Source organism: Acetivibrio saccincola (assembly GCF_002844395.1).
GTDB classification, from domain to species: domain Bacteria; phylum Bacillota; class Clostridia; order Acetivibrionales; family Acetivibrionaceae; genus Herbivorax; species Herbivorax saccincola.
Window position 1 is genome coordinate 2,150,015 of the sequence record NZ_CP025197.1, and the last position, 25,993, is coordinate 2,176,007.

Annotated in this window: 23 protein-coding genes and 1 pseudogene; 4 read left to right on the forward strand and 20 right to left on the reverse strand. The window is 33.7% G+C overall.

Annotation, left to right across the window (positions count from 1 at the left end; all coding sequences use genetic code 11):
* Positions 1 to 222 precede the first annotated feature (222 nt).
* From HVS_RS09630 to HVS_RS09650, 5 genes are all read right to left on the reverse strand, one after another.
* A complete protein-coding gene (locus HVS_RS09630) occupies positions 223 to 492 on the reverse strand; it encodes a YggT family protein (protein WP_101301718.1) in 270 nt (89 codons plus the stop codon).
* Positions 493 to 505: 13 nt separating this feature from the next.
* Positions 506 to 964, reverse strand: coding sequence for a cell division protein SepF (locus HVS_RS09635; RefSeq protein WP_101301720.1), 459 nt, complete (start codon positions 962 to 964; stop codon positions 506 to 508).
* 85 nt (positions 965 to 1,049) lie between these two features.
* A complete protein-coding gene (locus tag HVS_RS09640; protein WP_101301723.1) occupies positions 1,050 to 1,751 on the reverse strand; it encodes a YggS family pyridoxal phosphate-dependent enzyme in 702 nt (233 codons plus the stop codon).
* Positions 1,748 to 3,034 carry a biotin/lipoyl attachment domain-containing protein gene (locus HVS_RS09645; RefSeq protein ID WP_101301725.1) on the reverse strand — a complete coding sequence of 429 codons (1,287 nt, stop codon included), beginning with the start codon at positions 3,032 to 3,034 and terminating at the stop codon, positions 1,748 to 1,750. Before HVS_RS09645 ends, HVS_RS09640 begins: the two co-directional genes overlap by 4 nt.
* 10 nt (positions 3,035 to 3,044) lie before the next feature.
* The gene (locus tag HVS_RS09650; protein WP_101301727.1) at positions 3,045 to 4,337 is read right to left on the reverse strand and encodes a methionine gamma-lyase family protein; all 1,293 of its coding nucleotides are present in this window, start codon (positions 4,335 to 4,337) and stop codon (positions 3,045 to 3,047) included.
* A gap of 218 nt (positions 4,338 to 4,555) precedes the next feature.
* Here HVS_RS09650 and HVS_RS09655 point away from each other — a divergent pair, with 218 nt between their 5' ends.
* Positions 4,556 to 5,524: an RluA family pseudouridine synthase gene (locus HVS_RS09655; protein ID WP_101301729.1), complete on the forward strand. Its 969-nt coding sequence runs from the start codon at positions 4,556 to 4,558 to the stop codon at positions 5,522 to 5,524.
* Between the two features lie 79 nt (positions 5,525 to 5,603).
* The gene (locus HVS_RS09660) at positions 5,604 to 6,176 is read left to right on the forward strand and encodes a MerR family transcriptional regulator (RefSeq protein ID WP_101301731.1); all 573 of its coding nucleotides are present in this window, start codon (positions 5,604 to 5,606) and stop codon (positions 6,174 to 6,176) included.
* Positions 6,177 to 6,197: 21 nt separating this feature from the next.
* On the opposite strand, the gene HVS_RS09665 is transcribed toward HVS_RS09660, so the two are convergent.
* From HVS_RS09665 to HVS_RS09725, 14 genes and pseudogenes are all read right to left on the reverse strand, one after another.
* Complete coding sequence (locus HVS_RS09665) at positions 6,198 to 6,602, reverse strand: response regulator (protein ID WP_101301734.1); 405 nt, start codon at positions 6,600 to 6,602, stop codon at positions 6,198 to 6,200.
* A gap of 63 nt (positions 6,603 to 6,665) precedes the next feature.
* Positions 6,666 to 9,017, reverse strand: a complete 2,352-nt coding sequence (locus HVS_RS09670) for a PAS domain-containing hybrid sensor histidine kinase/response regulator (protein ID WP_101301736.1) — start codon at positions 9,015 to 9,017, stop codon at positions 6,666 to 6,668.
* An 11-nt stretch (positions 9,018 to 9,028) separates the two neighbouring features.
* Entirely contained in the window at positions 9,029 to 10,093 is a 1,065-nt protein-coding gene (locus HVS_RS09675; protein ID WP_423230867.1) for a protein-glutamate methylesterase/protein-glutamine glutaminase, read from the reverse strand.
* A 5-nt stretch (positions 10,094 to 10,098) separates the two neighbouring features.
* Positions 10,099 to 10,917, reverse strand: a complete 819-nt coding sequence (locus HVS_RS09680; protein ID WP_101301739.1) for a CheR family methyltransferase — start codon at positions 10,915 to 10,917, stop codon at positions 10,099 to 10,101.
* Between the two features lie 28 nt (positions 10,918 to 10,945).
* Positions 10,946 to 11,443 carry a chemotaxis protein CheW gene (locus HVS_RS09685; protein ID WP_101301741.1) on the reverse strand — a complete coding sequence of 166 codons (498 nt, stop codon included), beginning with the start codon at positions 11,441 to 11,443 and terminating at the stop codon, positions 10,946 to 10,948.
* 152 nt (positions 11,444 to 11,595) lie between these two features.
* Entirely contained in the window at positions 11,596 to 13,743 is a 2,148-nt protein-coding gene (locus HVS_RS09690; RefSeq protein WP_101301743.1) for a chemotaxis protein CheA, read from the reverse strand.
* A gap of 114 nt (positions 13,744 to 13,857) precedes the next feature.
* A complete protein-coding gene (locus tag HVS_RS09695; RefSeq protein ID WP_101301745.1) occupies positions 13,858 to 14,211 on the reverse strand; it encodes a response regulator in 354 nt (117 codons plus the stop codon).
* 447 nt (positions 14,212 to 14,658) lie between these two features.
* Complete coding sequence (gene spo0A / locus HVS_RS09700; protein ID WP_101301748.1) at positions 14,659 to 15,462, reverse strand: sporulation transcription factor Spo0A; 804 nt, start codon at positions 15,460 to 15,462, stop codon at positions 14,659 to 14,661.
* A gap of 324 nt (positions 15,463 to 15,786) precedes the next feature.
* Positions 15,787 to 17,115 (reverse strand): SpoIVB peptidase, encoded by a 1,329-nt coding sequence (spoIVB, locus tag HVS_RS09705; protein ID WP_101301750.1) that lies wholly within the window; start codon positions 17,113 to 17,115, stop codon positions 15,787 to 15,789.
* 374 nt (positions 17,116 to 17,489) lie between these two features.
* Positions 17,490 to 18,683, reverse strand: coding sequence for a dockerin type I domain-containing protein (locus HVS_RS09710; protein WP_101301752.1), 1,194 nt, complete (start codon positions 18,681 to 18,683; stop codon positions 17,490 to 17,492).
* A gap of 137 nt (positions 18,684 to 18,820) precedes the next feature.
* Positions 18,821 to 18,952, reverse strand: a pseudogene (locus HVS_RS16290) (UPF0236 family transposase-like protein); the annotation flags it as partial.
* Between the two features lie 459 nt (positions 18,953 to 19,411).
* Entirely contained in the window at positions 19,412 to 21,082 is a 1,671-nt protein-coding gene (locus HVS_RS09715; RefSeq protein WP_101301754.1) for a hypothetical protein, read from the reverse strand.
* Positions 21,083 to 21,243: 161 nt separating this feature from the next.
* Positions 21,244 to 22,050: an Athe_2463 domain-containing protein gene (locus tag HVS_RS09720; RefSeq protein ID WP_101301756.1), complete on the reverse strand. Its 807-nt coding sequence runs from the start codon at positions 22,048 to 22,050 to the stop codon at positions 21,244 to 21,246.
* 26 nt (positions 22,051 to 22,076) lie between these two features.
* Entirely contained in the window at positions 22,077 to 22,925 is an 849-nt protein-coding gene (locus HVS_RS09725) for a copper amine oxidase N-terminal domain-containing protein (RefSeq protein ID WP_157943015.1), read from the reverse strand.
* 261 nt (positions 22,926 to 23,186) lie between these two features.
* Here HVS_RS09725 and HVS_RS09730 point away from each other — a divergent pair, with 261 nt between their 5' ends.
* Positions 23,187 to 23,594: a hypothetical protein gene (locus tag HVS_RS09730; protein ID WP_101301761.1), complete on the forward strand. Its 408-nt coding sequence runs from the start codon at positions 23,187 to 23,189 to the stop codon at positions 23,592 to 23,594.
* A gap of 112 nt (positions 23,595 to 23,706) precedes the next feature.
* Entirely contained in the window at positions 23,707 to 23,919 is a 213-nt protein-coding gene (locus tag HVS_RS09735; protein ID WP_101301763.1) for an AAA family ATPase, read from the forward strand.
* Between the two features lie 285 nt (positions 23,920 to 24,204).
* Here HVS_RS09735 and recN read toward each other — a convergent pair whose 3' ends face one another.
* Positions 24,205 to 25,923 (reverse strand): DNA repair protein RecN, encoded by a 1,719-nt coding sequence (gene recN, locus HVS_RS09740; RefSeq protein WP_101301766.1) that lies wholly within the window; start codon positions 25,921 to 25,923, stop codon positions 24,205 to 24,207.
* Positions 25,924 to 25,993: the final 70 nt, after the last annotated feature.

The following is a 25,993-nucleotide window of genomic DNA, read 5'->3' on the forward strand; positions in this document are numbered from 1 at the left end:
ATATACAGTTTTAATATATAAAATCCATTTTTATGCTAATACACATCCATTTTAAATATATCCATTTTTTTCTCTTTTAATACCTGGTTTAATGTTTTATTGGCATAAACTTAGGACAGAAAAACAGCAATTGCTCTTTCTGCCCTTTATAAGTTTTTAAATAAAGATAATTCTCATTAATGGCAATAATGCATCAAAATTTAAAATTTATAATTTTTAATTTTATAATATATATAGCACTAAGTTTTTTAAAATATAAATAATTAGTATTGCTATTGCAGGAGAAAAATCCAGCGTCATATTTTGCCCAAAAGATGTTTTTTGCATCTGTTTTCTAATTGGCAAAATTAAAGGGTCTGTAATTTGATAAAGTATTCTAAAAAAAGCACCTTCTTTTGAAATTGGAAGCCAAGAAGATATAGCACGTGCAGCTATAACCATTATCAATATATCAAGCAGCAAAATAATTGCCCTTACTAATATATGAAGCATTTAAGACCTCCCATTACTTAGACCATGGGAAAGTTGCTTTTCCTGTGATATCTTCTTTTACATAATTCATAATATCCACATTATGAGGTGCTACAATAAATATATCATTGGATACTTTTTGTATATTCCCGTCAAGTCCGTAAACAGAACCACTTAAAAAGTCAACTATCCTCTGGGCAAGCTCCTTTTGCACACTGCTTAAATTCACAACAATAGGTTTTTTATTTTTTAAATGGTCACATACATCCTTTGCGTCTTCAAATTTCTCAGGCTGCAAAACCACAACTTTAAACTGTGATGTAGAATGAATATTTACTATTTTATTCTGAGTTTTCCTGTTTAAAGACTGCATAAACTGAGGTCTTTCAATCTCATCCTTTACTTCTTCCTGCTCTTCAATTTCTTCAAATTCCTCTTCATCTTCTGTTTCCCATCCAACAAAATTCAGTACTTTGTTAACTAAACTTGACATTTTAGTTACCTCCTTTTATCTTTTGTAATTTTTGTGTTTTGTAACTTATGTGTGTTTAAATTTGTATGTTTAAAAGAGTCTAAAATTAAACTCTTTCGCCAAACAATGCCGAACCTATCCTTACCATGTTAGAACCTTCTTCGATGGCCACTTCAAAATCATTACTCATTCCCATGGATAAAAACTCCATACTTACATTATCAAGTGTTTTGCTCTGAATGTCAATAGATAAATCCCTAAGTTTTGCAAATACATGACGTACATTCTCAGGATTTTCATCATAAGGAGCCATTGTCATAAGTCCTCTAACCCTTATATTCCCAAGCTTATTTACCTTTTCTAAAAGTTCAAAAAGCTCTTCTTCATAAACACCAAATTTACTCTCTTCCTTAGAAACATTCACTTGTATAAGAACATCTACAATCCTGTTGATTTTTTCTGCCCGCTTTTGAATTTCCAAAGCTAAACTTAGCCTGTCAACTGAATGTATCAGCTTTACTTTATCCACTATGTATTTTACTTTATTGGTTTGAAGATGTCCTATATGATGCCAGTTACATTTCTTATCTATTATATCGTACTTTTTAACAAGTTCCTGAACCCTATTTTCACCTAATTCTGTTATACCTTCATCTATTATGGCAGATATTTTTTCAGGTTCTACAGTTTTAGTAACTGCAATAATTTGAATATCATCAGCTTTTCTCCCGCTTTTTAAAGCTGCTCTTTCAATTTTAGACATTATAATTTCAAGATTTCCCCTTAAATAATCAAACTCCCTATTCATTGTTCTATCATCTGTCCTTCCTCTATATTTTTTGGATTTAAAACATAAGGTACATACCGCTGGACTTTCCAGCCTGTGGAAGTTTCCCCTTCCACATTTTCTATAACTACAAACTTTTCGTCCCTACCTTTAATGACAACAGGAACAAATCTGGCACGGTTTGCCCTCACTATAATTATTTCTGCAGTTTTATTTTTTTCATTGATATTTACAAGGCTTTCTAAAGGAACAATAAACCCTGAATGTCTTTCCTTTATTAAATCTATATTTATATTCCTTAAAGATGCAGTTTCTTTTAAATTTCTATCTACATTCACAGAAACAATGCACTTTCCGTCCATTCCCTCTGATATATAACTAATCGTCCCATCAACTATCTTGTCTATGTCATTTATCCTGACCTCCACTTTATCCCCTGTATTAAAATTTGCAGCCTCATCTTTGTCTAACGGAAAAACAATATGGTAGTCTATACCCTTTATTATTTTTATAAGAGGCTCATTTAGATACACCGTTAAATCATCATGATTTTTTTGCCTTTCCCTTACCTTTATGTTTTCTAAATCCTTTACCGTAAGCTTTTCAATTACATCTTCCGTCAACATGTTTTCATACCCGTCAACTACATAAGATACCGTTCCTGTGTGTTTTGAAATGATATCCACTGTATTTTTCATAACTTGACTTTGCAGGGCATCTCTTTCAATTTCTAAAGACCGGATATGGGAAGATTTTTCACCGTACCCACCGATAATTGTAGCCTGTTTTAGTATTAGCTCATCCACCTCATCTTTTATACCGCTAATTAGAGAAAAATTGTTTTTATTTATGCAGTCCACTAAGTCAATAAGCCTTTCATCAATCATTTTTTCTATTTTGGTTAAATCCCTTGAAAATAAATTGCTTTTTTCGCTTTCTTTTCTCTTTGCTTCTATTATTTTTAAATCTAAATTTCTTAATTCATTTAAAAGCTCTAGGGAAGCATTATCCACTATTGTGGCAATCCTGGAGTTAACCGAAACCCTTTCCCCCTCACTTTTTTCCCTGATACACTTTCCTTCAGCAGGGGAAGTGATAACTATTTCATCCCTTACAATATAAGCATTTGTATTAATAGAACTTTCAATTTCTCCCTCTCTTATAAACTCAGTGCTTACATTATTTCCATAAATCCAGGATACAAGAGAGGGAATATATAGAATCAAAAACAAAACAAGGAAAACATTCCTTAAAAGTATCTTCCGCCGGCTTTTTTTATCTTTGGTATTTTTGGTGTTTTTCATTTTTATCCTCCTAGCAATCCACCAATCCCTTTTCCATCATCTTTTGAAGTGCAATAATGACTGCCAGCTTCACATGCTCATAAACCAGACCTCCCTGCATAAAAACAGCATAAGGCGGTTTTATTGGCGCATCTGCACTAAGTTCAATGGAAGAGCCTTGGATAAACGCCCCCGCCGCCATTATTACCGGACAGTCATAACCCGGCATTTCCCACGGCTCAGGTAGCACATAGGAATCCACCGGTGAACCCTTTTGAATTCCCTGGCAAAAGGCAATTAAAGCCTCCGAATTCCCAAACTCCACAGCCTGGATTATATCCCCTCTTTTCTCGTCAGGTCCGGGGCTTACTTTAAAACCTAAAATGTTCATTAATGAAGCACAAAATATTGCTCCTTTTAAACTTTCTGCAACAACATGGGGTGCAAAAAATAAACCTTGAAACATAAGTCTGTTGTTTCCTAAAGATGCCCCCAATTCCCTTCCCAGTCCCGGCGCTGTCATTCTGTATGATGCCCTCTCAACGGCTTCCTTTGTGCCTGCTATGTAGCCGCCTGCGGGGACAAGTCCTCCCCCCGGGTTTTTTATAAGGGAACCTGCCATAATATCCACCCCGACTTCAGTGGGTTCCTTGCTTTCAACAAATTCCCCGTAACAGTTGTCCACCATTACAACTACATCTTTTTTTATGCTTTTTACAAACTTTACTGCCTCTTCTATATCATCAACGGTTAAAGACCTTCTCCAGGCATAACCACGGGATTTTTGCAAAAATACAAGTTTGGTCTTTTCGTTTATTGCCTCTTTAACTTTATCAAAGTCAATACGCCCGTCTTCTAAAAGATCCACCTGCCTGTAGGAAACCCCAAATTCCTTTAAAGAACCGCCGCCTTTTCCCCTTATCCCGATTACCTCTTCAAGGGTGTCGTAAGGCTTTCCTGTTATGGACAGCATTTCTTCCCCGGGTCTTAAATTTCCGTAAAGGCATATGCTCAAAGCATGGGTTCCTGATACTATCTGATGCCTTACCAATGCATCCTCTGCACCAAAAATCTCTTTAAAAACAGACTCTAAGGCTTCCCTTCCCTTATCGTTATAGCCATATCCTGTTGTGCCGTTAAAATGTGTATCGTCTATGAAGTTGTTTTGCATGGCTTTTATAACCTTCAGCTGGTTGTACTCTTTTATCTCATCTATCCTGTGAAACTCATCTTCTGCCTGCTTTTCTGCTAAAGCAGCCAAATCCAAAACCTTTTTATCAACTTTAAATTCATTTTTTATGTATTCCTGAAATTTAGATAACATATTATATCCCCTCATAATTAAATAATTTATGCCGTCCTTTATAAAAATTCTTATAAAAAAACCCCAATTAAAAACTCTTATTAATTATATATTAACTTTTTTTTCATATCAACAATTCAAAATTAAAGTTTTTTTGTTATAATAACATTATAACATATCTGACCTTAAGCTAAAACCAATGGGGTATTTTCCCTAATGTTTATAAACCGGTGATTAAAATGATTTTAAAATACAAAGTGGAAGCTGAGTCTTCCGGCAAAACAATTAAATATATTTTAAAAGAAAAACTTATGTTTTCTCAAAATTTAATAAGAAAACTCAAATGCCAAAACAGGATTTTATGCAATGGTAAACCTGTGTTTGTAAATGCCGTTGTAAATGAAAATGATATTGTAGAAGTAGATATAAATTTTGAAGAGACGTCAGAAGGAGTTATTCCCGAAGACATTCCAATAGATATAATATACGAGGATGATGTTTTAATAGCTTTAAACAAACCTGCTGACATGGTTGTTCATCCTACACGGAACCACCTTAGCGGCACTTTGGGAAATGCCCTTTCACATTACTTTTTAAAAAAAGGCTTAACAATTAAAATAAGACCTGTAATGAGATTAGACCGGGATACATCCGGCATAATTATTTTTGCCAAAAATTCATTTGCACAGGATTTTTTGATAAGGCAGATGAAAGATAATTTATTTTACAGAGAATATCAGGGAATAGTACATGGTTTAGTTGAAAAATCCCATGGAACCATTGACCTTCCAATAGCAAGGAAGTCTTACAGTACCATTGAAAGATGCATTTCACCCTCCGGGTACCCTTCAATAACCCATTACAAAGTTATTGAGTACCTCAAAAGTGCTACTTTTTTAAGCTTTGTACTTGAAACCGGCAGGACCCATCAAATAAGAGTTCACTGTAAGGCTATTGGCCACCCTCTTTTTGGTGATAACCTTTATGGAAATACATCTGTATCTTTAGAAAACCAGGAAATATTTCCAAAAAACCAACCCATTATTGCCGCAAAAGACGCTGCCGGAAAAGACAGTGTACTCATTGAAAGACAAGCCCTTCACTCATCGAAAGTGGTTTTTACCCATCCAATTAATAAAAAACCTTTAGAACTCACTGCTCCCCTGCCTTACGACATTGAAAGACTCAAGGAAATATTGAGAAAATAATGGCTTAATTCTCTAATTAATGCTATTATAGTATTTGTTTTATGCTTCAAAATTTTATGCAGCCAATAGGAGGGGTTTCATGGAAGTATTAAAAGACCGGTACACCATTACTGAATTAAGCCAAAGCCTTAGCGTTACAGATCATACCTTAAGATATTATGAGAAGGAATTTAATATGTATGTTCCTAAGGATAAAAGGGGAAGGCGGTACTATACTCCAGACCTTGCCAACATAATGTACCAGATAAAAAACATGCGCGATGAGGGTTTAGAAATTAAAGCCATAAAAAAAATACTAAAGCCTGAAATAGAAATGATATCTCAGCAATTTGAGGAAAAGGAGACTAATTCTCTTTCCCTTATAGATGAAAAAAATAATGCATTGGAAATTCAAAAATTTTTTCAGGACTTCGGAGAAAAACTTGTAAACAGTTTTTCAACTACAGTAACAAGCGCCAAAGAGGATATTACAACTGAAATTTATAAAACCAAACTGGAACTTGGGGCATGTATGGAAAACAACATGCGGAAGTTCGAATGTAAAATGGAAAAGCACTTCCAAAATGTTGATAAATCCCTGGCAATGTGGCGTGAAAAAAACAGCGGAAGTTTCCTTAAAAAATTAACCAGAAAAGTTTTAAAAAAGGTATAATGGGATAATGCATTATTTGCCTTATCCCTCTTTGTTTATCAAACCCAATCTTTCCATAACCTTTATAAACTTATCAGTATCAATTGGCTTTGCTGCATAAGCCTCACATCCGCTTTCAAAGGAGTCAAATACATTTGTTGTGTCATTTAATGCAGTGGTCATTATTATTTTTACCCTGCGGGATTCTTCAATTTCCCTTTGTCTTTCTATATCCCTTATTGCCTTTAAAACTTTCTTCCCATCCATTTTAGGCATCATAATGTCTAAGCAAATTAAATCATAAGGCTTTTCTTCATCTAAAGCTATCATATAAGCATCTATAGCTTCAATTCCATCAATTGTTATATCACAGTCCCCGTATAAAGAAAGAAATTTGTATAAAAACTTCCGGCAGGCAAAATCGTCTTCTGCAATAAGAATCCTCATGGTATTTTCCCCTTTCTTTTTAGAATTTATATAGGTTTAACCCTTTAAATTTAGACGGCAAAATTAGTTTAAAAACCATTTCTTCAGCTCATCTATGTACCGGTGCATTTCATCGTAGCTGCCTTTTCTCGCTAATAACAGTATCTTAAAAGAAATATTTTTTTCTTCTTTTTCTTTTGCTATATTTTTAATTTTTGCTGCATTTATTTCAATTTGTTTTTTGTCCCTTTTTTTAAGAGCTTTCTCTAAATCCTCTATATAATCAGCTATACTCTTATTATCTAAAAAGCTTTTTTTTAGCTTATACTTCTCATAGACTTGTCCGTCCTGATTAATCTTTCCATCTTGATAATCTTCCTCGGCTTTAGTTGTATCTTCTTCATATCTTTTTACAATCTCATGCTGTTTTACACCGAAAATATCATTTATAGTAGAAAAAAGCTCTTCAAATTTAACAGGTTTGGCTATATATCCGTCCATTCCTGAAAGTAAAAATTTTTCCCTGTCACCTTTTAAGGCATGTGCAGTAATTGCTATTATGGGAACGTGATTTTCAGTTCCCTCTTCCATCTCCCTTATTTTCCTGGTGGTTTCTATACCATCCATTTCAGGCATTTGTACATCCATTAAAACCAAATCAAATTTTTTTCTTTTAATTAAATCTAAAGCCTCAACCCCATTATTTGCAGTAGTAACTAAATGCCCTTCACATTTTACGGCTTTTGATAAAACCTTTTGATTCACTTCATCATCTTCAACAATAAGTACATTGAGTTTTTTGTTTAGTTTACCCTTATTGTCATATTTACAGCGTTCCTCATTAAATTCTCTGCCATTTTCATTAATCAGCTCACATGTAAAATAAAAAGTGCTTCCCCTGCCTGGCTCACTCTCAAGCCAAATGTCCCCACCCATCATCTCAACAATTCTTTTAGAAATTACAAGCCCTAAACCTGTGCCACCGTATTTTCTGGTAATAGAACCGTCCACCTGGCTAAAGCTTTTAAAGAGTTTTTTAACATCCTCCTTTGAAATCCCGATACCTGTATCTGAAACTGCAAATCTAAGTTTAATTTTGTTTTTAAAAACCTCCATCACATCAACGGTTATGGAAACTTCTCCTACATCTGTAAACTTTACTGCGTTAGAAAGTAAATTATTCAGCACCTGGGAAAGCTTATTAGGATCTCCAACTAAATTTTGAGGTAAGTACCTGTCCACCCTGTAGCTAAATTCAAGACCTTTTTCTTTTGCTTTTACCATATGGGCTTTGCACACTTCATCTAAAAGAGCGGTAATGTTAAACTGAATGCTTTCTAAAGTCATTTTTCCGGCTTCTATTTTTGAATAATCCAAAATATCATTTATCACATTTAAAAGCATATGAGCACAGGAATTAATTATATTGATATTTTCCCTCTGTTCTTCATCAAGGTTTGTGTTCAAAGTCAGCTTTGTCATTCCTATAATCCCGTTTAAAGGGGTGCGGATTTCATGACTCATATTTGCCAAAAATTCACTTTTAGCCTTGTTGGCTGCCTCCGCCTCTTCCTTCGCCCGCTTTAGTTCCCACTCCATTTTCTTTTTACCGGTAATATTGTCAAATGTAATCAAAACCACTTCTTCACCGTCTAAAACCAAAGGGACGGCATTTAACCTAAGCCACAGTCTTTTTTTCTCGGAGTTTATTAAAAATGCCTGTTCCACCTCAATCCCGTAAACGGCTTTTCCCGTCTCAAAGACGGTATCAATGGTTTTTAAAATTTTACAATCCCTACATTCTCCTTTGTTTTTAAAATGTTGGTCAAACTTGCTGCTGTTAGCACAGCACATCCCTTCTCCAAGCTTTTTATTAATAATATTGCTTCCGTCAATATTTGAAAATCCCAACAAAGAGTCATTTGTCCTTATTATTTTGTAGTGTTTATTTACAATAACCATTCCTATTGGAGCAGAATCAAATATTAATTTTAAATTTTTCTTTTCATTTGCAAGTTCCCTTTCTGCCCTTATAATCCTGGTTATATCCCTGAATACAACTACAATGCCTCTTATTTGGTTTTTATCGTTTATAATTGGTGCACTGTTTGCAGAAATATAGCTTTCCTTTCCGTCTTTTGAAATGAGTACAGTGTGTTTTTTTAAGCCCACCGGCTTTTTAGCCTTCAATACATAAGTAAAGGGGCTTTCTAAGGGCTTACCCGTGCTTTTGTTAACTATTACAAAAACTTCACCTATGGGTTTTCCCTTTGCCTCACCGGCCGTCCAACCTGTCAAATTCTCTGCTGCCCTGTTCATCATACTGATATTGCCTGAAGAATCAGTGGTAATTACCCCGTCCCCAATACTCTGCAGGGTAATTTTTAACCTTTCTGTTTCTTTTATAAGCTTATTTATATGTGAACATTCCTCCATTAAAAGCCTCCTTATTCCTCCAATATCCTCTGTAAAGTCTGGGGTATTTTGTCTAAGGGTACCTGTTTTTCAACTGCACCAATTTCATAGGCAATTTTAGGCATACCATAAACAACGCAGCTTTTTTCATCCTGTCCTATTGTTCTTGCCCCTTTTTCCCTCATTTCCAAAAGACCCTTCGAGCCATCACTTCCCATACCTGTAAGAATAATACCTACAGCATCTTTGCCAGCCACTTGTGCAACTGAAGAAAACAATACATCCACGGAAGGACAGTGACCACTTACCTTTTGACCCCTGAAGCACTCTACATAATAAGTATCTCCTCTTTTTTTAAGCCTCATATGATGTTCACCAGGAGCAATTAAAACCCTGCCCGGATAAACATTATCCCCATTTTCCGCTTCTTTCACATCCACCAGATAGGAGTTATTTAACCTGTCTGCATACATTTTTGTAAAAACAGCCGGCATATGCTGTACAATAACGGTACCCGGCATGTCCTTTGTAAATGTGGATATAATCTTTGCTATTGCTTCAGTACCCCCTGTAGAAGCACCTATTGCTATAATTTTATTTTTTATGTCTCCTTTTGTTTTGATGTCTCCTTTTGAACTTCTTAAAATATCTCCCTGTGAAATGTCCTTTTTCCAGTGTCCCACCTTTGCCGTTGAAGCAATTTTTATTTTTACAATTAACTCATTTATAAAAAAGTCACTGCTTATTTGCTTTCTCAAATCCGGTTTTGTAATAAAATCAACAGCGCCAGCATTTAAAGCGTCAAATACATTTTTACTTACAGCACTTACCACCACTACCGGTATAGGGTATTGGGGCATAAGCCGCCTCAAAAACTCAATTCCACTCATTCCAGGCATTTCCACGTCGAGAGTCATTACATCCGGACGCAGTTTAATTATTTTATCCCTGGCCACATAAGCATTAGGAGCCGTTCCTACAACCTCAATGCCGGAATCTTGAGCCAAACCCCGTGCAAGGCGTTCCCTAAACACCAAAGAATCATCCACTATCAAAACTTTAATTTTTTTCTTTAAACCGGTTTTTATTGGATTCACATTATCTATTCCTTTCTATATACTGCTGGCATAATGTATTTGTATTTTGTTTTTTCTTTGTTTAATGACTCTGAATGACCTATAAATAAATACCCGCCCGGCTCAGTATATTCATAAAATTTATTTACCAGATTATCTTTAGTTTCATTGTCAAAATATATCATCACATTCCTGCAAAATATCACATGAAACTTCTTTTTAAAAGGAAATGATTTATTCATTAAATTAAATATCCTGAATATTACCTCTTTTTTTATTGATTCTTTAATTCTCCAATTATTCTCATCAATTTTTTCAAAATATTTTAGTTTCCAAATTTTAGGTATAGCATTTACCTGTTCATCAGAATAGACCCCTGCTTTTGCTTTATTTATCACTTTCATTGATATATCCGTTGCAAGTATCCTGGTATCCCACCACAACTTTTCTTCTCCAAAATAGTCTGAAATAATCATAGCTAAAGTATATGGTTCTTCCCCGCTGGAACAGCCGGCACTCCATATCCTCAAATCCTTTGCACCCTGTACTGAATTTTCCAAAAAGGGAAGTACCTTATTTTTGAAAAAGTTAAAATGTTCAGGTTCCCTCATAAAATAGGTGTGATTTGTAGTTATCTTATTTATAAGACCCGTAACTGCTTGGCCACTGGTATCGGAGAGGATGTATTCATAGTACTGGGTAAAATTTTTAAAATTATGTTCTAATAAAATATTCTGCAGTCTTCCAACCACCAGGCTTTTTTTCTTCTCAGTTAGATTTATCCCATAGTTATTTCTAACAAATGTGGATAAATACTCAAACTCTTTGTCTGAAATGTTTATCATTGATTATCACCAGACCGTTTGTTTTGTATTATGAAATATTTCCCAACATCTCTGTATCTTCATCATTGATAAGTTTATCACAATCAATAAGAAGTTTTACATCGTCTCCTATTTTGCCAATTCCTTTAATGTATTTGTTGTTAAATCCGGTACTTGAATCAGGTGGAAGAACAATATCAGATTCTGAAATTGATATTACCTCTGATACACTGTCTACAATAAGGCCTAATGAAATATCTTTTATTTCAACAACAATTATACATGTCCTGTCATTGTACTCTAAAGGCTCTTTTTTAAATCTAAGTCTTACATCCATAACAGGAATTATTTTTCCTCTTAAATTTATTATTCCCTTAACATAGTCCGGTACCTCAGGTATTTCTGTTATTTTTTGTATCCCAATTATCTCAGTTACATATTTTATTTCTATCCCGTAAATCTCATTGGCTATGGCAAAGGTTAAATACTTTCCCTTTTGAGTATCCTCTTCATATTCTAAAATATCTTTTTCCAAAAGCTTTGTCATATTTTACAGCCTCCTTATTTTTATTAATTTAAATTTCACAATTTAATTTATAATCTATTTAGTTCATAAACCATTTAATTCATGAGTCATTTAGTTCACAAGTCAATTTGTTGATAATTCATTTAGTTTGCTGGTTATAGTTTACAATCCATTTAGTTCATAAGCTTTGAGATATCCAATATAAGACTTATACTGCCATCACCTAAGAGGGTGCAGCCTGCAATGCCTTTTGCATTTTCAACATATTTAGGGAGGGCTTTTACCACCACCTGCTGTTCCCCTAAAAGGGCATCTGCAAAAATACAATATGTCCTGTAATCATTTTCCACCATAACAACTATTCCATCTTTAATATCGGTTATTTCTGTATTTATTTTATAGTATTTGTGTAATCTCAAAACAGGGTAAGCTTCCCCTCTTACCATAATCATTTCGTTTCCTTTTTCATCTACTATGATTGCTTCATTTTTTACTTTAAAAGATTCTTTTATGGATATTGTAGGTATTGTATATCTGGATTCTCCTACTTTAACTGTTATTCCGTCAATGATTGCCAAAGTCAGAGGGAATTTAATGGATATGGTAGTTCCTTCACCTGGTTTACTGTCCACATAAGCAGTTCCGCCTACAGTTTCAATATTTTTCATTACAATGTCCATTCCAACGCCTCTGCCTGAAAACTCTGATATATTATCCTTAGTTGAAAAACCAGGTTTAAAAATAAATGAATATATTTCCTTATCTGTAAGCTCTTCTTCCGGCTTATCAATAAGACCGTTTTCCCTTGCTTTTGCAAGTATTTTTTCCCTGTCAAGACCTCTTCCGTCATCTTTTATAATTATCCACACATCCCCTCCTGCATTTTTCGCCTCTAAAACAAGCTTTCCAATGGGATCTTTACCTTTTTTCTTTCTTTCTTCTACTTCTTCTATACCGTGGTCAATGGAGTTTCTTATAAGATGAATAAGGGGATCGGAAATTCTTTCAATGATATTTTTGTCAACTTCGGTTTCTTCCCCGACTATTTCTAATTCAACGGATTTGTTTAGCTTTTTGCTCATATCACGTACTATTCTGTTCATTTTATGGAATGTCCCTGCTAAAGGTACCATCCTTATTGACATCACCACATCTTGCAATTCATTTGTTATTTTGTTAAGCTGTCTTGCCGCTTTGTAAAAATTATTTAAAGGAAGGCCCTTCAGTTCAGGATTTTGCGTCACCATGGCCACTGAAATAACCAGTTCCCCCACCAAATCCATAAGGGAATCAAGTTTTGTTATATTTACACTAATTACACTTTGTTTTCCTGAAGCTACACTTCTGCTGGCAGTACTTTTTCTATCACTTTTTTCCTGTAGCTCCTTTTTATCTTTGTTGTCTTCTTTTTTTGACTCTTTCTTCTCTTCGCCTTCTAAATCATCTAAAATTATTTCATTTTTTTCTTTTGAGTTTTCTTCTTTTAAGTCTTTTTCTTCTAAACCTTCTTCTTTTATATTATCCATATTTTCAAACTCTTCTATAAAATCATCATTCTTAAGATATACCTCCAGCTTGTCTAAAAAAAGTGTATGGTTTAACCTGTCTCTTACTTCTTCTAAATTTAAATCCGTCCTGAACTCAATTTTAAAACCTTCTTTTTTGATTATCTCACTAGCCTCTTCATCTTCAATAACATTTTCAGGATAAAAATAAAGAACATCCCCGATTTCTTTTAAATCATGGATTACAGAAAATGCCCTTATATTTTCCATTTCACAGCCGTCGGTAAATTTTAAATGAGCTTCATATCTGTAATTTCCGCCACTTTCGCAAGCTCCTTTAGAACTTATATAATACTGCTGTTTGGTTTTTGTTTCAATTTTTGAATCTTGTGCCTCTCCCTTTGGGTTTTCTGCTTTTAATGACTCAAGGAATTCATTTATTTTTTCTATAAGCTCATCTGCACTGTCTTCAGAGTCAAGCCCGTTTTGAATTTTGGAAACTTCATTTTTTATAAAATCCACACCGTCTAAAACCATATCGGTAATAGATGATGCATCTACATTATCCGGTTTTTCCTCTCTAAGGTAGAAGAATAAATCTTCAATTGAATGGGCCAGAGATGAAATATTGTCATACATCATCATAGCTGCAGAACCTTTAACAGTATGCATGATTCTGAATATTTCATCTATAGTTGAGTTGAATCCGCTTTCTTTCTCACTGTTAATTAGTGTTTCTTCCAGTTCATCCATCAATTGGCTAGTTTCAAATACAAACATCTCCACCATAGGTTCATGATTATTATTGTCCACCAATGTACACATCTCCTTTAAACAGAGTACTTTTCATTTTTTAAACAGAGTACTTTTTTTTTAACAAAGTTCTTTTCATCTTTATATAAAGTGCTTTTCACTTTTTACTTTTCGCTATTAAAGTCTTTTAATGGCTTCTATAACGGTTTCTTCTTTAAAGGGCTTAACAATAAAACCCTTTGCACCTGCTAAAACTGCTTCCCTGACAAAGCTCTCCTGTCCCATTGAAGAAATCATAATTATTTTAGCATCTTTGTCATATTCCTTTATTTTTTTCACAGCTTCTATTCCGTTGCATATCGGCATGGTGATATCCATGGTAACTATATCCGGGGATACTTCTTTATATTTGTCAAAAGCAACATTTCCATTCTCTGCTTCTGCAACAATTTTATAACCATTCTTTTCAAGCATTAACCTCAAAGATGTTCTCATAAAAGCTGCATCGTCAGCGATAAGTACTCTCTTCATAGTTTTCACACTCCATTACGTTATTTCTGATATTATTAAATTGCATTAATGAAACCAAAACTTTCCCCATAGAAACCAAAAGAAATTATGTTATGACTTGAAAGTTAGAAAAACTTTTCATATTTAGAAATAATTTTCATATTTTAGACGGTATTTTAAAAACCACATAATTATTATTACATTTTTTTTAATTTAAATCAAGTACTAAATTTAATAAAAATCAAGTGCTAAAATAAATAGGCTAAAAATCAAAAATTAAGTTAAGTGTCAGATAATGAATTAAGGGTTAATAATAAATTTAAGGGCTAATAATTAAGTTAAGTTTTAAAATAAAAATAATTATACAAAATAAAATCTGCCTTTCTAAATTTTAATAAGAAAGACAGACTACTTAATCTTAATGTTAACTTAATGTTATTAATGATAACTTTATTTTAAATTTATATTTTAATTGGCTACTTTCATCTCAAGTCTCAGCTTATCCGCCACCATTGCTATAAACTCAGAATTGGTGGGCTTACCCTTTCCAATATTAATTGTATATCCAAAAAGAGAATCTATTGTATCTATCTGCCCTCTGCTCCATGCAACTTCAATAGCATGCCTTATAGCCCTTTCCACCCTGCTGGGGGTGGTATTATATTCTTTTGCTATTGCCGGGTACAGCTGCTTTGTAATGGAATTAATAATTTCAAGGTCTTCTACCACCATCATTATGGCATCTCTTAAATACTGATACCCTTTTATATGTGCAGGCACCCCTATCTCATGCATAATATTTGTAACTTCTGCCTCGATATTTACCGGCTTTGGAGTATTATAGGATAGATCCTGACCATGATAATCGGATCTTATAACATTTGATTGGTTAACATTTTTAAGCTGCCTTATCCTGGATACCAAAACCTCCATATCAAAAGGCTTCACAACATAGTATTCTGCACCTAAGGCTAGAGCTCTCTGGGTAATTTTATCCTGCCCTACAGCTGATAAGACTATAAATAAAGGTCTTTTACTTATATCCATGGAATTAACTTTTTCCAATACACCCAATCCGTCTAAATGAGGCATAATGATGTCTAAAATTGCAATATCTGGCAATTTCGACTTTATAATTTCACATGCTTCTATTCCGTCCCTGGCAATACCTACCACCTCAATATCAGCCTGATTGCTAAGGTATTCATTTAAAATATCTCCAAATTCCCTATTATCATCAGCAATTACAACTTGTATTTTCTTCTGTGGCAATTTGACTCCCCCTTTGTCTTTAGTTAGAAATATTGACTTTTGATTTTAAACTATTCCTTAAAATTGTTACAAGTATTTACAATATTATTATATTGAGTATTCGACAAAAATTCAAGGCTTTATTTGCCAAGATTTTTTTTATACTCAAATACTCCAATATATTACTTTTTGTATTTTTTACTTATCCTTATAATATCGCATTTTAATATACTTTCAGGTTACAGGGGTACAGATTAAATAAAATATATTAATTTATTTATTTCAGGAAATACCCGTTTTATATGGGAAATATATTTTTTAATGTCAGTTTTCAATATTATTTTATCAGCTTGCTTTTTTCATATTTGTATTAACATTTGTATTAAGTGTATCTATATTTTTTATCATATTTTCAATAAAGATGCCATATCCCTTTGTAGGGTCATTTATCAGCACATGGGTCACAGCACCTATAAGTTTTCCGTTTTGAAGTATAGGGCTTCCGGACATTCCCTGGACAATCCCTCCGGTGGCTTCTAATAATCTTTTGTCTGTAACTTTAATCATCATTCCCTTTGAGCCGCTTGCATTTCTTTCAGATATTTTTTGAATTTCTATATCAAACTCTTCTACAGATTTTCCATCTATATTTGACATAATGGAAGCTGCCCCTAATTTTATTTCATTTTTAAGCCCTATAGAATATAATTTATCAGGAAATTCATTTTTTGCATTCTCATTTAAAATACCATAAATACCTTGGTCGCAGTTTTTACTTATAACCCCCAGTTTTTCTTTGTCTTCTATTAATATACCTTTTAATTCCCCAGGCTCCCCCTGTTTTCCCTTTTTTACCGCCAAGATACTTGATTCTACTATTTCTCCGTCATCTAAAGGCATCAGTATACCTGTATCCACATCAGTAATGCCATGACCAAGGGCTCCAAATTTTTTTGTTTCAGGGTCGTAAAAGGTTAATGTACCAATTCCTGCAGTACTGTCCCTAAGCCACATACCCAATTGATATTTTTTTGTTTCTAAGGATATGGCAGGTTCTATTATTGCATTGTGATAACTGTTTCCCCTTTTATACATTACATGAATGCTTTTTCCGTCAAAATTATCTAAATACTTAATTAATTGGCTTATACTTTCAACTGGTTTTTTATTTATTTCAACAATTAAATCCCCCGGCTTAATTCCTGCCTCTTTAGCAGGAGCAAGAATTTTGCCGTCTATAGTTTCAAATTCTGACAACGCAACCACCAGAAAGCCTTCCATATTTATTTTTACCCCAATTGTATTTCCACAGGGAACAACTTCCCTGTCTGGTATCACATCCACCTGCATCGTCTTTAATGGTATAAAACCAAATAATTCCATATTTAAATTTACTCTCCCCATTTTTTGGGGTTTGAACATTACAGGGGTGGAAAATTTAAAATTGACGCTATTAAGGCTGACATCTCTACTTTCAAGCATCAGTACATCTTCTGTATCTGGCTTAATATTCAAAAAGGGACTTTTAAAATCATAAGTATATTCCCTGTTTTCAAATAGAGTTATCTGACTAGGGAGGGAAAAAATAGTTTTAATATATATTAAAGTCAAAACTACAAAACAAGTTAACAAAAAGAAAATAAATTTATTTTTTCCTGATTTGGCATAGCTCATTTCATCACTCTCCTACTGCATTTCACTTTTCATTGTTTCTAAGTTAACCTTTTATAATCTTATTTATTCAGCCAATAACTTCTTTACATCTTAGTTTTTTTAGTTTTTCGCCATTGATGTGTTTTTGTGAATTTTTTGGAGCTATGTATGTGTTTTTTATAAGATTTAGGTTTAGTTTTTTAAAACAAAAAAAGCCAGCAGGCTACTACTTTTAGTAGTATAACCACTGACTTTATAAATTAATTTATTTGTTTATTTGTTAATTTGTTTATTAATTTGTCTATTAATTGTTATTATCAGCTGGCATCAACTTGGTTTTTGTGTACCTAGTTTAATTTTTGCAAATTAAAATTTACAGTGCGGTGCTTTTTTACTTACATGTTTTCTACCGGAAATTTGTCTATTATGACTAAGATATATCTTTTTAGCAATGTATAATCTATAGTATCAATAATCCCATCCCCGTTTAAATCAGCGGCTATTTCGCCGTTCTCAGAAGGAAACTCATTAATAATTCCAAGCACAAACCTTCCTAATAAAGCCAAATCCACAGTGTCAATTTCCCCGTCTCCGTTTAAATCACCGTATAAAGGCACTTCAGCTTCTTCTTTTACTGTAATGGTTACTTTGTCTGATGAATTTACCAGTTCGTCACTAACTATAAGTGTTATCTCCCATGTGCCAACCGGCAGGGTTACTTTTGGGGAAATTCCTTCTACTTCCCCAAATATACCGTACCACTTGTACCTTACTATGCTCCTTCCGTCATATGGGGTATTTGGTGCTGCAAATTTTTTAAGTTCAGAATCAGGGTCAAAGGACAAGGAAGCATCCAGTAAAACTTCCGCCCCCTCAGGTGAAGTGGCTTTAACTACCCTGTCTTTCCCTGCATCAGCCACAGGCGGCCTGTTTGGAATTCCAACTGCAAAATAGCAAAAGTGGTCAACTTCTCCTTCAATATAGCCTGTGTTTGTACCTGTAGGAGTAAAAGTACCAATCGTTATGTCTTTTACATCACCGTCTTTTATTTGATACAGCCTTAAATCCTCTTCAAAATCTTCAAAGCCGGATATGTCAAAATATATTTTTATTTTAGCACTGCCCTCAAACTGTGCTGTAGTGGTGATGTCATAGTATATTGGAATTAAGTTCACGTTAATGCTTGTCCCGCCGGGCAATTTGTCATGTATGCTCATTTTTGTTTCCCCTGCCTGGGTAACATTTTCAAATGTTACTGATGAGTTTTCTTCAAATTTCACTTCAACATTTTCACCCGGGAGTGTGTTTGCAATTCCTTGTACAGTAATTGAAACGGTTTCACTTGCAGTATAATCCCCGGATTTAGCTTTAAATGTAACTGTATGTACTCCTGCCTGTGAAGAATTAGGAATCCATCTAAAGGTATTTGTAGTAGTGTCAAACTCCGCACCCTCCGGCAGGTTATATGCAAAGTACTCTATGTCTGTACCTTCTTCGGTAAAGGCTACTACTGTAAATTCTATAAGTTGTCCTGCTTCAACCTTTTTGTCGCCAATAGGTTCAATTCTTAAAGGTGTATTTACCTCCACTTTTTCTTTCTATTTTTTACTATTTTTTAATATTTTATTCTAAAATTGGTACTATGTCAATAAAGACAATGAAAGTGGATAGCGTCAATTTATTGTAGGAAAAGAAAAGTATTTTTTTGTGCCATAACTATGTCATATACCTTACCGCCATTCTTCTTGTATATTATCAGCTTTGACATCTTTTCTACACCTTTTCTCGACCAGCCTTTAGGTCTTGAACTTAAACGGGATGAAAATACATGACTCACATGACCTTCAGCTTTACATGAAAATATATTTACCCAGGCTGCAATTGAAGCTATTTATTCTGCATCAAAAGGCGTACCCCGCCTTGTTAACAGCCTTGCAACCTCAAGCCTTATGTATGCTTGTTCAATAAAGCAAAAGCATATAGATGAAGAAATTGTATACCAAGGACAAAAAGATTTTGATATCTAAAATACTTTTATCTTTAACCGGCAGCCTTAGTACAACGGTTATCAACCGTTTAAGTAATAAATGTTGTGAACTTATTGAATTTATACTTAAAAGTTTTCTATTATCAATATTTTGATTAAAATTTTTAAGAGCAGTTAATCTGCTCATTTTTATTATACAAATTTGAAAGTGTTATGTAATACTTATTTTTCCAAATTTTATTTTGAATCCTACTGGAATTTGAAAATTTGATTATCGCGTTCCTATTTTAATTTGAAAATATTCACTAATTTGTGGTAAAATTAACCTAATTAGTCATCATACATAGAGCCTTTTACCGTAATATACATTTCATCAAGCATTACCCCGCTTAATGTACCCAATGAGCTATATGCATGGCTGCTGCTTCCTAAATCAATATTGTCCATCCACACTCTTATGTAATACTCACCATCCGGCATATGTGCATGTGTAAAAGTGTTTATATTGTCCTTGTTTATAATAATGTCCACCTCTGTCGTTTCTGTTATTTTGTACATTTTTTGTCCCGGTTTTACATACTCTCTGTATTTGTAATTATCCCTGCTGCTTAAAGTATTTGACTCTTCATATCCTTCCATCACCATTTTCCAATATTCATGTGTATTTCCTCCGCTTATATGTTCATGGTAAATTTCTTCAACTTTTTTTGTATAACGTGACTCATCGCTATTTCTGTCTAACACCGTCACAAGTTCTATCCCGTTTATACCTATGTTATCCCGTGCCGTCAGCCTGCCCGGTCGTGTACTGAAAGTACTTCCCCTTTCAGGCAGCAGTTCTCCTTTTATATTTACAGCTTCCCTGTAGTCATTTATGTACATAAGGTCTGTTTCGTAGTTAAATGAATTTATAACGGCGTTTACAATATCTTTGTGTTCCTGTGTATCATAAGGCACAGGCTTGTATGTTACCGTCTCCACTTTAAAAGAATATTTTCCGGCAGGGTTAAAGTAGTATCCTGACTTTATAGGATAGTCAAATCTTTGTAGATCTATATCCGTTGGAAATACAGCTTTGTCATACAGGTCTTTTCTGTTTATACCTTGCCTTGCTGCTTCCCTTGCCTGCATATATTCAATTTCCATAGGACTATTTATTTTTATTTGTATATCTCCACTGTTTTGCTGCTTAAAAGTTCTTTGATATCTTCCGTCAACAGGTGTCCAGCCGTATTCTTTTCCATTGGAGTCTAAACGGCACATCCACCTGATTACATTAAAATTATACGGCTCACTTTCCCAATACATTTTTTTGTTAAGAGAATCTACCCTGTTGTTTTCTATTTCATTTCTAAAGCTTTTTGACGGAATGTTTTTCATTCCATTGTATACATAAACATTAAACGTTAAATCTTTTGTTACTTCGTTAAACGGTGCAGTTCTAAGTACTTTATGAGGGCATAATTCACAATCTTCAAAACCGCACTCATAAACATCCCATCCTTGTATATAGCCTTCAGAGAAAAGCCGGCCATTTTTAACCACCGGGGTTGAAGGATTTATGTCAAGCCATTTCCTACCTTCAGGGTCATCTCCAAAATCCCTTCTTTCAATGGTGAAATTTACAATAGGATTTCTTTCAACTCTGCTTCTTCTCACTTCATTGACAGGAGGATTATTTTGTTCAGAATACTTTCTAAACAACCCGTCTCTTGGATCTCTTATTATTTTAAACTCTCCCGTTATATTTCCGCTCCAGCTTCCTCTGGCAGACCCTAAATCAGCCACGGAAGGTCTTTTTGAAAGATTAAAACTAAAGTCTCTTGAGAGTACATTGTAAGGAATGTCATATTCATCATATTCAAAAATACTCTCAACATACTTTATTTCTGCTTCAAATACATTGTTTCCTAAATATTTTTCTTCAGGGCTTGTACCGTCTTCATTTATAACAAAACGCACTAAAACATCATCTTCAGGCATGCTAAAACTTGCATACATCAATCTTTCATTTTCACCGGGAATGGTGATTTCTCCCTTTTCTTTTGTTGCATGTCCTAAATATTCTACAGGTATTTTAGAGCCATCACTTTTCTTTATAATTTCCCATTCATAGTCTGTCGTCTCATCCTCGGTGAATGTGGATTTTATATTTATTCCGACTAAAACTTTTTTCTTTCTGCTCCGGCACCAACCGGAATGGATTCTGCTTGAACGGAAATATCTTTTTTTAGCATTTCAAACGGCATAAGGAGAAAGGTTTTGTATCTTAAATTTTGACCGTTGTTGTGAAAATAAAAACCTATTCCCAGCCCCCATGAATGCATTGTAGGGGGCTGGATTATATGTACATAGTCTTCAATAGAACCTCCGTCAGAAAAATATTGGGACTCCGGACCGTCAACTATATTTGCGGCAAAGTAGTCATATCTTCCGGTTAATCTGAATAATCTGTCAGGTTTAAAATCTACTCTATTTATCCACTGTTGAATATAAGGATGTTTGTGTTCCCAAGGATATTTAACCCATTTTCCGTTAAGGGTTTTAACATTCTGTGTTGGGGGATAATCAGGTGGAAATACAGGATTTGCAAATAAATCTCCATTGACCGTATAACCCAAACATCTATATTGGGAATTCCCTTCTTTATCGGGTCTTTTAATTACTTTAATTGCAGCTTCTTTAACAGCATCAATACTGGCCTTTTCCTCGCTGCCATATACAAAAATAGGCATATCAATAAAAGCCGGAGTACCCTTTACAGCTAATACTTCATTTATTTTATCTCCATTTATATTCGTTTCTCCATAATAACCGTAAAATCCCAACACATTTTCTTCTAAAAATTTATTGGCAATATCCAGTGATTCTTTGGCCGTTTTTATATTAGTGCTGCTTGCTGATACTGTAATATTAATCACCTGTATTAGTAAAGATATAATCAGTATTTTAATTATATACTTTTTCACCTTTTACACCCTCTGTTCTATAGTTATTAATTTTCCCACTCTACTACAACATCATCATATTCACTTGTATCAGGTACATATCCTGGAATCAAAATCTCTATCGGTATGTCCTCTCCTATTGATTTTCTTATCCAAATGTATTGATTAGTTTCTTCTACATATATGTATTTTTCAGGTAAATAATGCCATCTACTTTTCTTTTGCTCAACATGTTTTCTCACTTCATTTGCTATATCTTTGCCAAACTTATTTTCTAATGCAAATGTTAAATCTTCAATTTGTTTCTCAAAATTTGGTCTCATAAAATTTATAGCTATACTTGTCTCTACAATGTAACTCCTTTGAGCTTTTACAATTATTATATTTGTATCATTTGGCACTAAGTATCCATCTACTTCTATAATACTTCCATCCTTTGGTGTGTCATCCTTTATGTCGCCTTTTTCTCTTGTATCAATATAAACAGTCCTTACAGCCGGGTCCCAATCCACTCTTGCACCTAACCCCTCACTTACAAACCTTATAGGTACAAAGGTCCTGTCTTCTTTCAGCAGCGCTTCTGTATCCATCAGATTCTTTTCACCGTTTATTGTATAGTCCTTTTTTCCAATTACAATCTTTATTTCTTTATCTCCCTGGGATATTGTAACTGTCTTTGTGCTTCCTTCCCAGCCTACTTCTGCCCCTAATGCTTCACTTACAAACCTCACCGGTACCTGTGTCCTGCCGTTGTCGTCTATAAACGGCTCTGCATCCGGAAAATTCACCCTATTGCCGTTTACCACCACACGAAGAGGCAATTGAGCAAAGGATGTTGTTGTAAAAGCCATTAGCATAATAACTGATACTGTAATAAATAAAACTATTTTTTTCATTTTATTTCCTCCCATTTTTCATTTTTTACATGATATATAATATATATCTATAAAATTTTATTTTAACTTTATTTTTATAATTAAGCAAAACTATTTGCTTCCCTGCTACTGTAGATTTTCATTTTAAATTTGGTAAACTACCCTTATTTTATCACATTAAAATAGGTGAAAAAAATTTTTAACCCTACCGCAATTTGAAAAAATATTTTCACTTTACAGTAGGATTATATTTTATAATATATTGCGGAGGGTGATGTAAAAATGCAATATATCTTCAATGTTCATGAAGGAATTCATGAATATATTAAACTTGGGAGAAATTATCCTTTTACACCGCCACCAACTAAAAGATGTCACAATGCAAAATGCAATAAATTAGTTAGTTTCCGCAAACATGGCTTCTATGAAAGATATTATTACTCAAAAGAATATAAAGGGAAAATAGTAATCAGACGCTATATATGTCCTCTATGTGGATGCACCATATCATATATTCCTAACTTTTGTTTACCCGGATTTATTAATGCAGTAAATCATATTTTTGAATACATATATAATTTATTTTATCGTAAAGGTAGCATTAATTCAGTTATAAACCAACTAAATCTAAAAAAACAACGTACAGTTTTCAAGGAAAATTCTATATTATTACAAAAAAAAATTCATTAAAAATCTCAGTACAATACAAAATGGATTAAGACAAATAATACATAAAGTGAAATTACCGGATGAAACTCTTTAGAAGAAAAGCTTCTTTTACGTGTAAAACGCAAAGTTAACCATGACGGTACATTTTTTTACAAGGCTAAAATCTGCCGGTTTACATGAAAATATATTTACCCAGGCTGCAATTGAAGCTATTTATTCTGCATCAAAAGGCGTACCCCGCCTTGTTAACAGCCTTGCAACCTCAAGCCTTATGTATGCTTGTTCAATAAAGCAAAAGCATGTAGATGAAGAATTTGAAAATTTGATTATCGCGTTCCTATTTTAATTTGAAAATATTCACTAATTTGTGGTAAAATTGACCTAAAATAATTTGAAAATATTATCTAATTTAATTTGAAAATTTACACAAAATAACGCTTCTGAATTTTCTCTTCAAAATACATCTCTCCCCTCAAATTTTATATATAATTTAAAATTCCGGTAATAAAACTTCCTTTTTTTACATAAGAATTACCAGTAAAATATTATAACATAAAAAATATCCCAATACAATATCTGTTACTGTATTGGGATATCATCAATTTATTACAGAAAAATGAAAATTTTAATTTCACAACTGTCCTTTATACTTCCTTGAAGCTTCCAGCATTTCTTCCGCATGCTTTATTGTTATCTCCGAAATGTTTTCTCCGCCTATAATTCTTGCTATCTCTTTTTTAATCTCATCACCCTCTAGCCTTGTTACCTTTGTTTTAGTCTTCTCCTTTTCAGTAACTTTTTCAATATAATAATTATAATCCGCCATACAGGCTATTTGGGCGAGGTGCGTTACAGAAATCACCTGATGGTTTTTTGATATATAAGAAAGCCTCTCCCCCACTCTTTGAGCTGCTTTTCCGCTTATACCAATGTCAATTTCATCAAATATCAAAGTTGGAATTTCATCCACATTTGCAAGTATTGTTTTTATGGCAAGCATTATTCTTGACATTTCCCCGCCTGAAGCTATTTTAGAAAGAGGTTTTAACGGTTCCCCCGGATTTGTGGAAATCAAAAATTCCACCTTATCAAGTCCGTTTTCCTTGTAGCTTATTTCATCTTTATTTTCTCTTTCATCAAACTCAATTTTAACCCGGAATTTTGCATTTTTCATTTCAAGAACATCTAATTCATGGCATATTTTATCCTCAATAAGCTTTGCAGCTTTTTTTCTTTCACCGTTCATTTCCTTAGCTAAATTATATAAAATCTCATTTTCCCTTTCTAAATCCCCATTAAGCTTTTCCAATATTTCCTCATTGTTAGTAATTTCATCCAATTGTTTTTGAGCATCTTCCATAAAGTTTAATATTTCCTCTATGGAATTTCCATATTTCTTTTTAAGTTTGTATATAACACCTAACCGCTCTTCTATTTGTTCTAGTGCATTTGCATCAAATTCAATATCGTCTCTTTTTGCCCTTACTTCAGAAACAATATCTTCAAGCTCATAAACTATAGATTCAAGCCTCCTTGCTATTTCAGCAAATGCTTTATCAAATTCTTTAATATTGTTTAACTCAAAAACAACCTCATTTATTCTGTCTAAAACTGCCTCCCCGGTTTTACTTCCTAAACCTAAAACTTCATATGCATTTGAGAAAACTTTAATTATTTTTTCTGAATTTAAAAGTATTTCCTTTTCCTTTTCCAGCTGCTGCTCTTCATCCGCTTTCAGCCCTGCGCTTTGTATTTCATCAATCTGGTATTTTAAAAGGTCTATTTTTCTCTCTCTTTCGCCGCTATTTCCCTCTAAATCTGAAATTCTCTTCTTTATCTTTTTATAGCTGTCCAAGTGAACTGAATATTCTTTTTTTAGTTTATGCATTTTCTCACCAGCAAAAGAATCCAATAAGTCAATATGACTTTCACTTCGCAAAAGGGATTGATTATCGTGCTGTCCGTGAACATCAATTAATCTTTCTCCAAATTTTTTAAGCATTGAAACCGTTGATATCTTCCCGTTAATTCTACAGGTGTTCTTTCCCGACCTGGTAAACTCCCTGGATATTACCAAAACACCGTCTTCTTCCGGCTCAATTCCATAACATTCATACAAATCAGACAAGTGGCTTTTTTCCACTTCAAAAATTGCTTCAACCAACGCCTTATCTTCTCCCGTTCTTATTAAATCCTTTGAAAGCCTTTGCCCGGTAATTGCATTAATTGAATCAATGATAATGGATTTACCCGCCCCGGTTTCACCCGTTAATACATTAAGTCCATGGCCTAATTCAATGCTTAATTTATCTATTATTGCAATGTTTTTAATTTCCAATTGCCGAAGCATAGAAATACCTCACTTTTAAAAAATTATAAAACAGTGAAATAATTTGTTTTTATATCAACTAAATTTTTAT

Excerpts from the sequence above, each read along its gene's own strand:
- HVS_RS09725 (WP_157943015.1), bottom strand. The coding sequence starts at position 22,925 with ATGAAAAAAATAGTTTTATTTATTACAGTATCAGTTATTATGCTAATG.
- HVS_RS09645 (WP_101301725.1), bottom strand. The coding sequence starts at position 3,034 with ATGAAAAACACCAAAAATACCAAAGATAAAAAAAGCCGGCGGAAGATA.
- HVS_RS09655 (WP_101301729.1), top strand. The coding sequence starts at position 4,556 with ATGATTTTAAAATACAAAGTGGAAGCTGAGTCTTCCGGCAAAACAATT.
- recN (WP_101301766.1), bottom strand. The coding sequence starts at position 25,923 with ATGCTTCGGCAATTGGAAATTAAAAACATTGCAATAATAGATAAATTA.
- HVS_RS09680 (WP_101301739.1), bottom strand. The coding sequence starts at position 10,917 with ATGATAAACATTTCAGACAAAGAGTTTGAGTATTTATCCACATTTGTT.
- spoIVB (WP_101301750.1), bottom strand. The coding sequence starts at position 17,115 with ATGAGCTATGCCAAATCAGGAAAAAATAAATTTATTTTCTTTTTGTTA.
- HVS_RS09660 (WP_101301731.1), top strand. The coding sequence starts at position 5,604 with ATGGAAGTATTAAAAGACCGGTACACCATTACTGAATTAAGCCAAAGC.
- HVS_RS09730 (WP_101301761.1), top strand. The coding sequence starts at position 23,187 with ATGCAATATATCTTCAATGTTCATGAAGGAATTCATGAATATATTAAA.
- HVS_RS09670 (WP_101301736.1), bottom strand. The coding sequence starts at position 9,017 with ATGGAGGAATGTTCACATATAAATAAGCTTATAAAAGAAACAGAAAGG.
- HVS_RS09715 (WP_101301754.1), bottom strand. The coding sequence starts at position 21,082 with ATGTATGCAAGTTTTAGCATGCCTGAAGATGATGTTTTAGTGCGTTTT.
- HVS_RS09735 (WP_101301763.1), top strand. The coding sequence starts at position 23,707 with ATGACGGTACATTTTTTTACAAGGCTAAAATCTGCCGGTTTACATGAA.
- HVS_RS09695 (WP_101301745.1), bottom strand. The coding sequence starts at position 14,211 with ATGAAGAGAGTACTTATCGCTGACGATGCAGCTTTTATGAGAACATCT.
- HVS_RS09635 (WP_101301720.1), bottom strand. The coding sequence starts at position 964 with ATGTCAAGTTTAGTTAACAAAGTACTGAATTTTGTTGGATGGGAAACA.
- HVS_RS09685 (WP_101301741.1), bottom strand. The coding sequence starts at position 11,443 with ATGACAAAGCTTTTGGAAAAAGATATTTTAGAATATGAAGAGGATACT.
- HVS_RS09650 (WP_101301727.1), bottom strand. The coding sequence starts at position 4,337 with ATGTTATCTAAATTTCAGGAATACATAAAAAATGAATTTAAAGTTGAT.
- HVS_RS09640 (WP_101301723.1), bottom strand. The coding sequence starts at position 1,751 with ATGAATAGGGAGTTTGATTATTTAAGGGGAAATCTTGAAATTATAATG.
- HVS_RS09665 (WP_101301734.1), bottom strand. The coding sequence starts at position 6,602 with ATGAGGATTCTTATTGCAGAAGACGATTTTGCCTGCCGGAAGTTTTTA.
- HVS_RS09630 (WP_101301718.1), bottom strand. The coding sequence starts at position 492 with ATGCTTCATATATTAGTAAGGGCAATTATTTTGCTGCTTGATATATTG.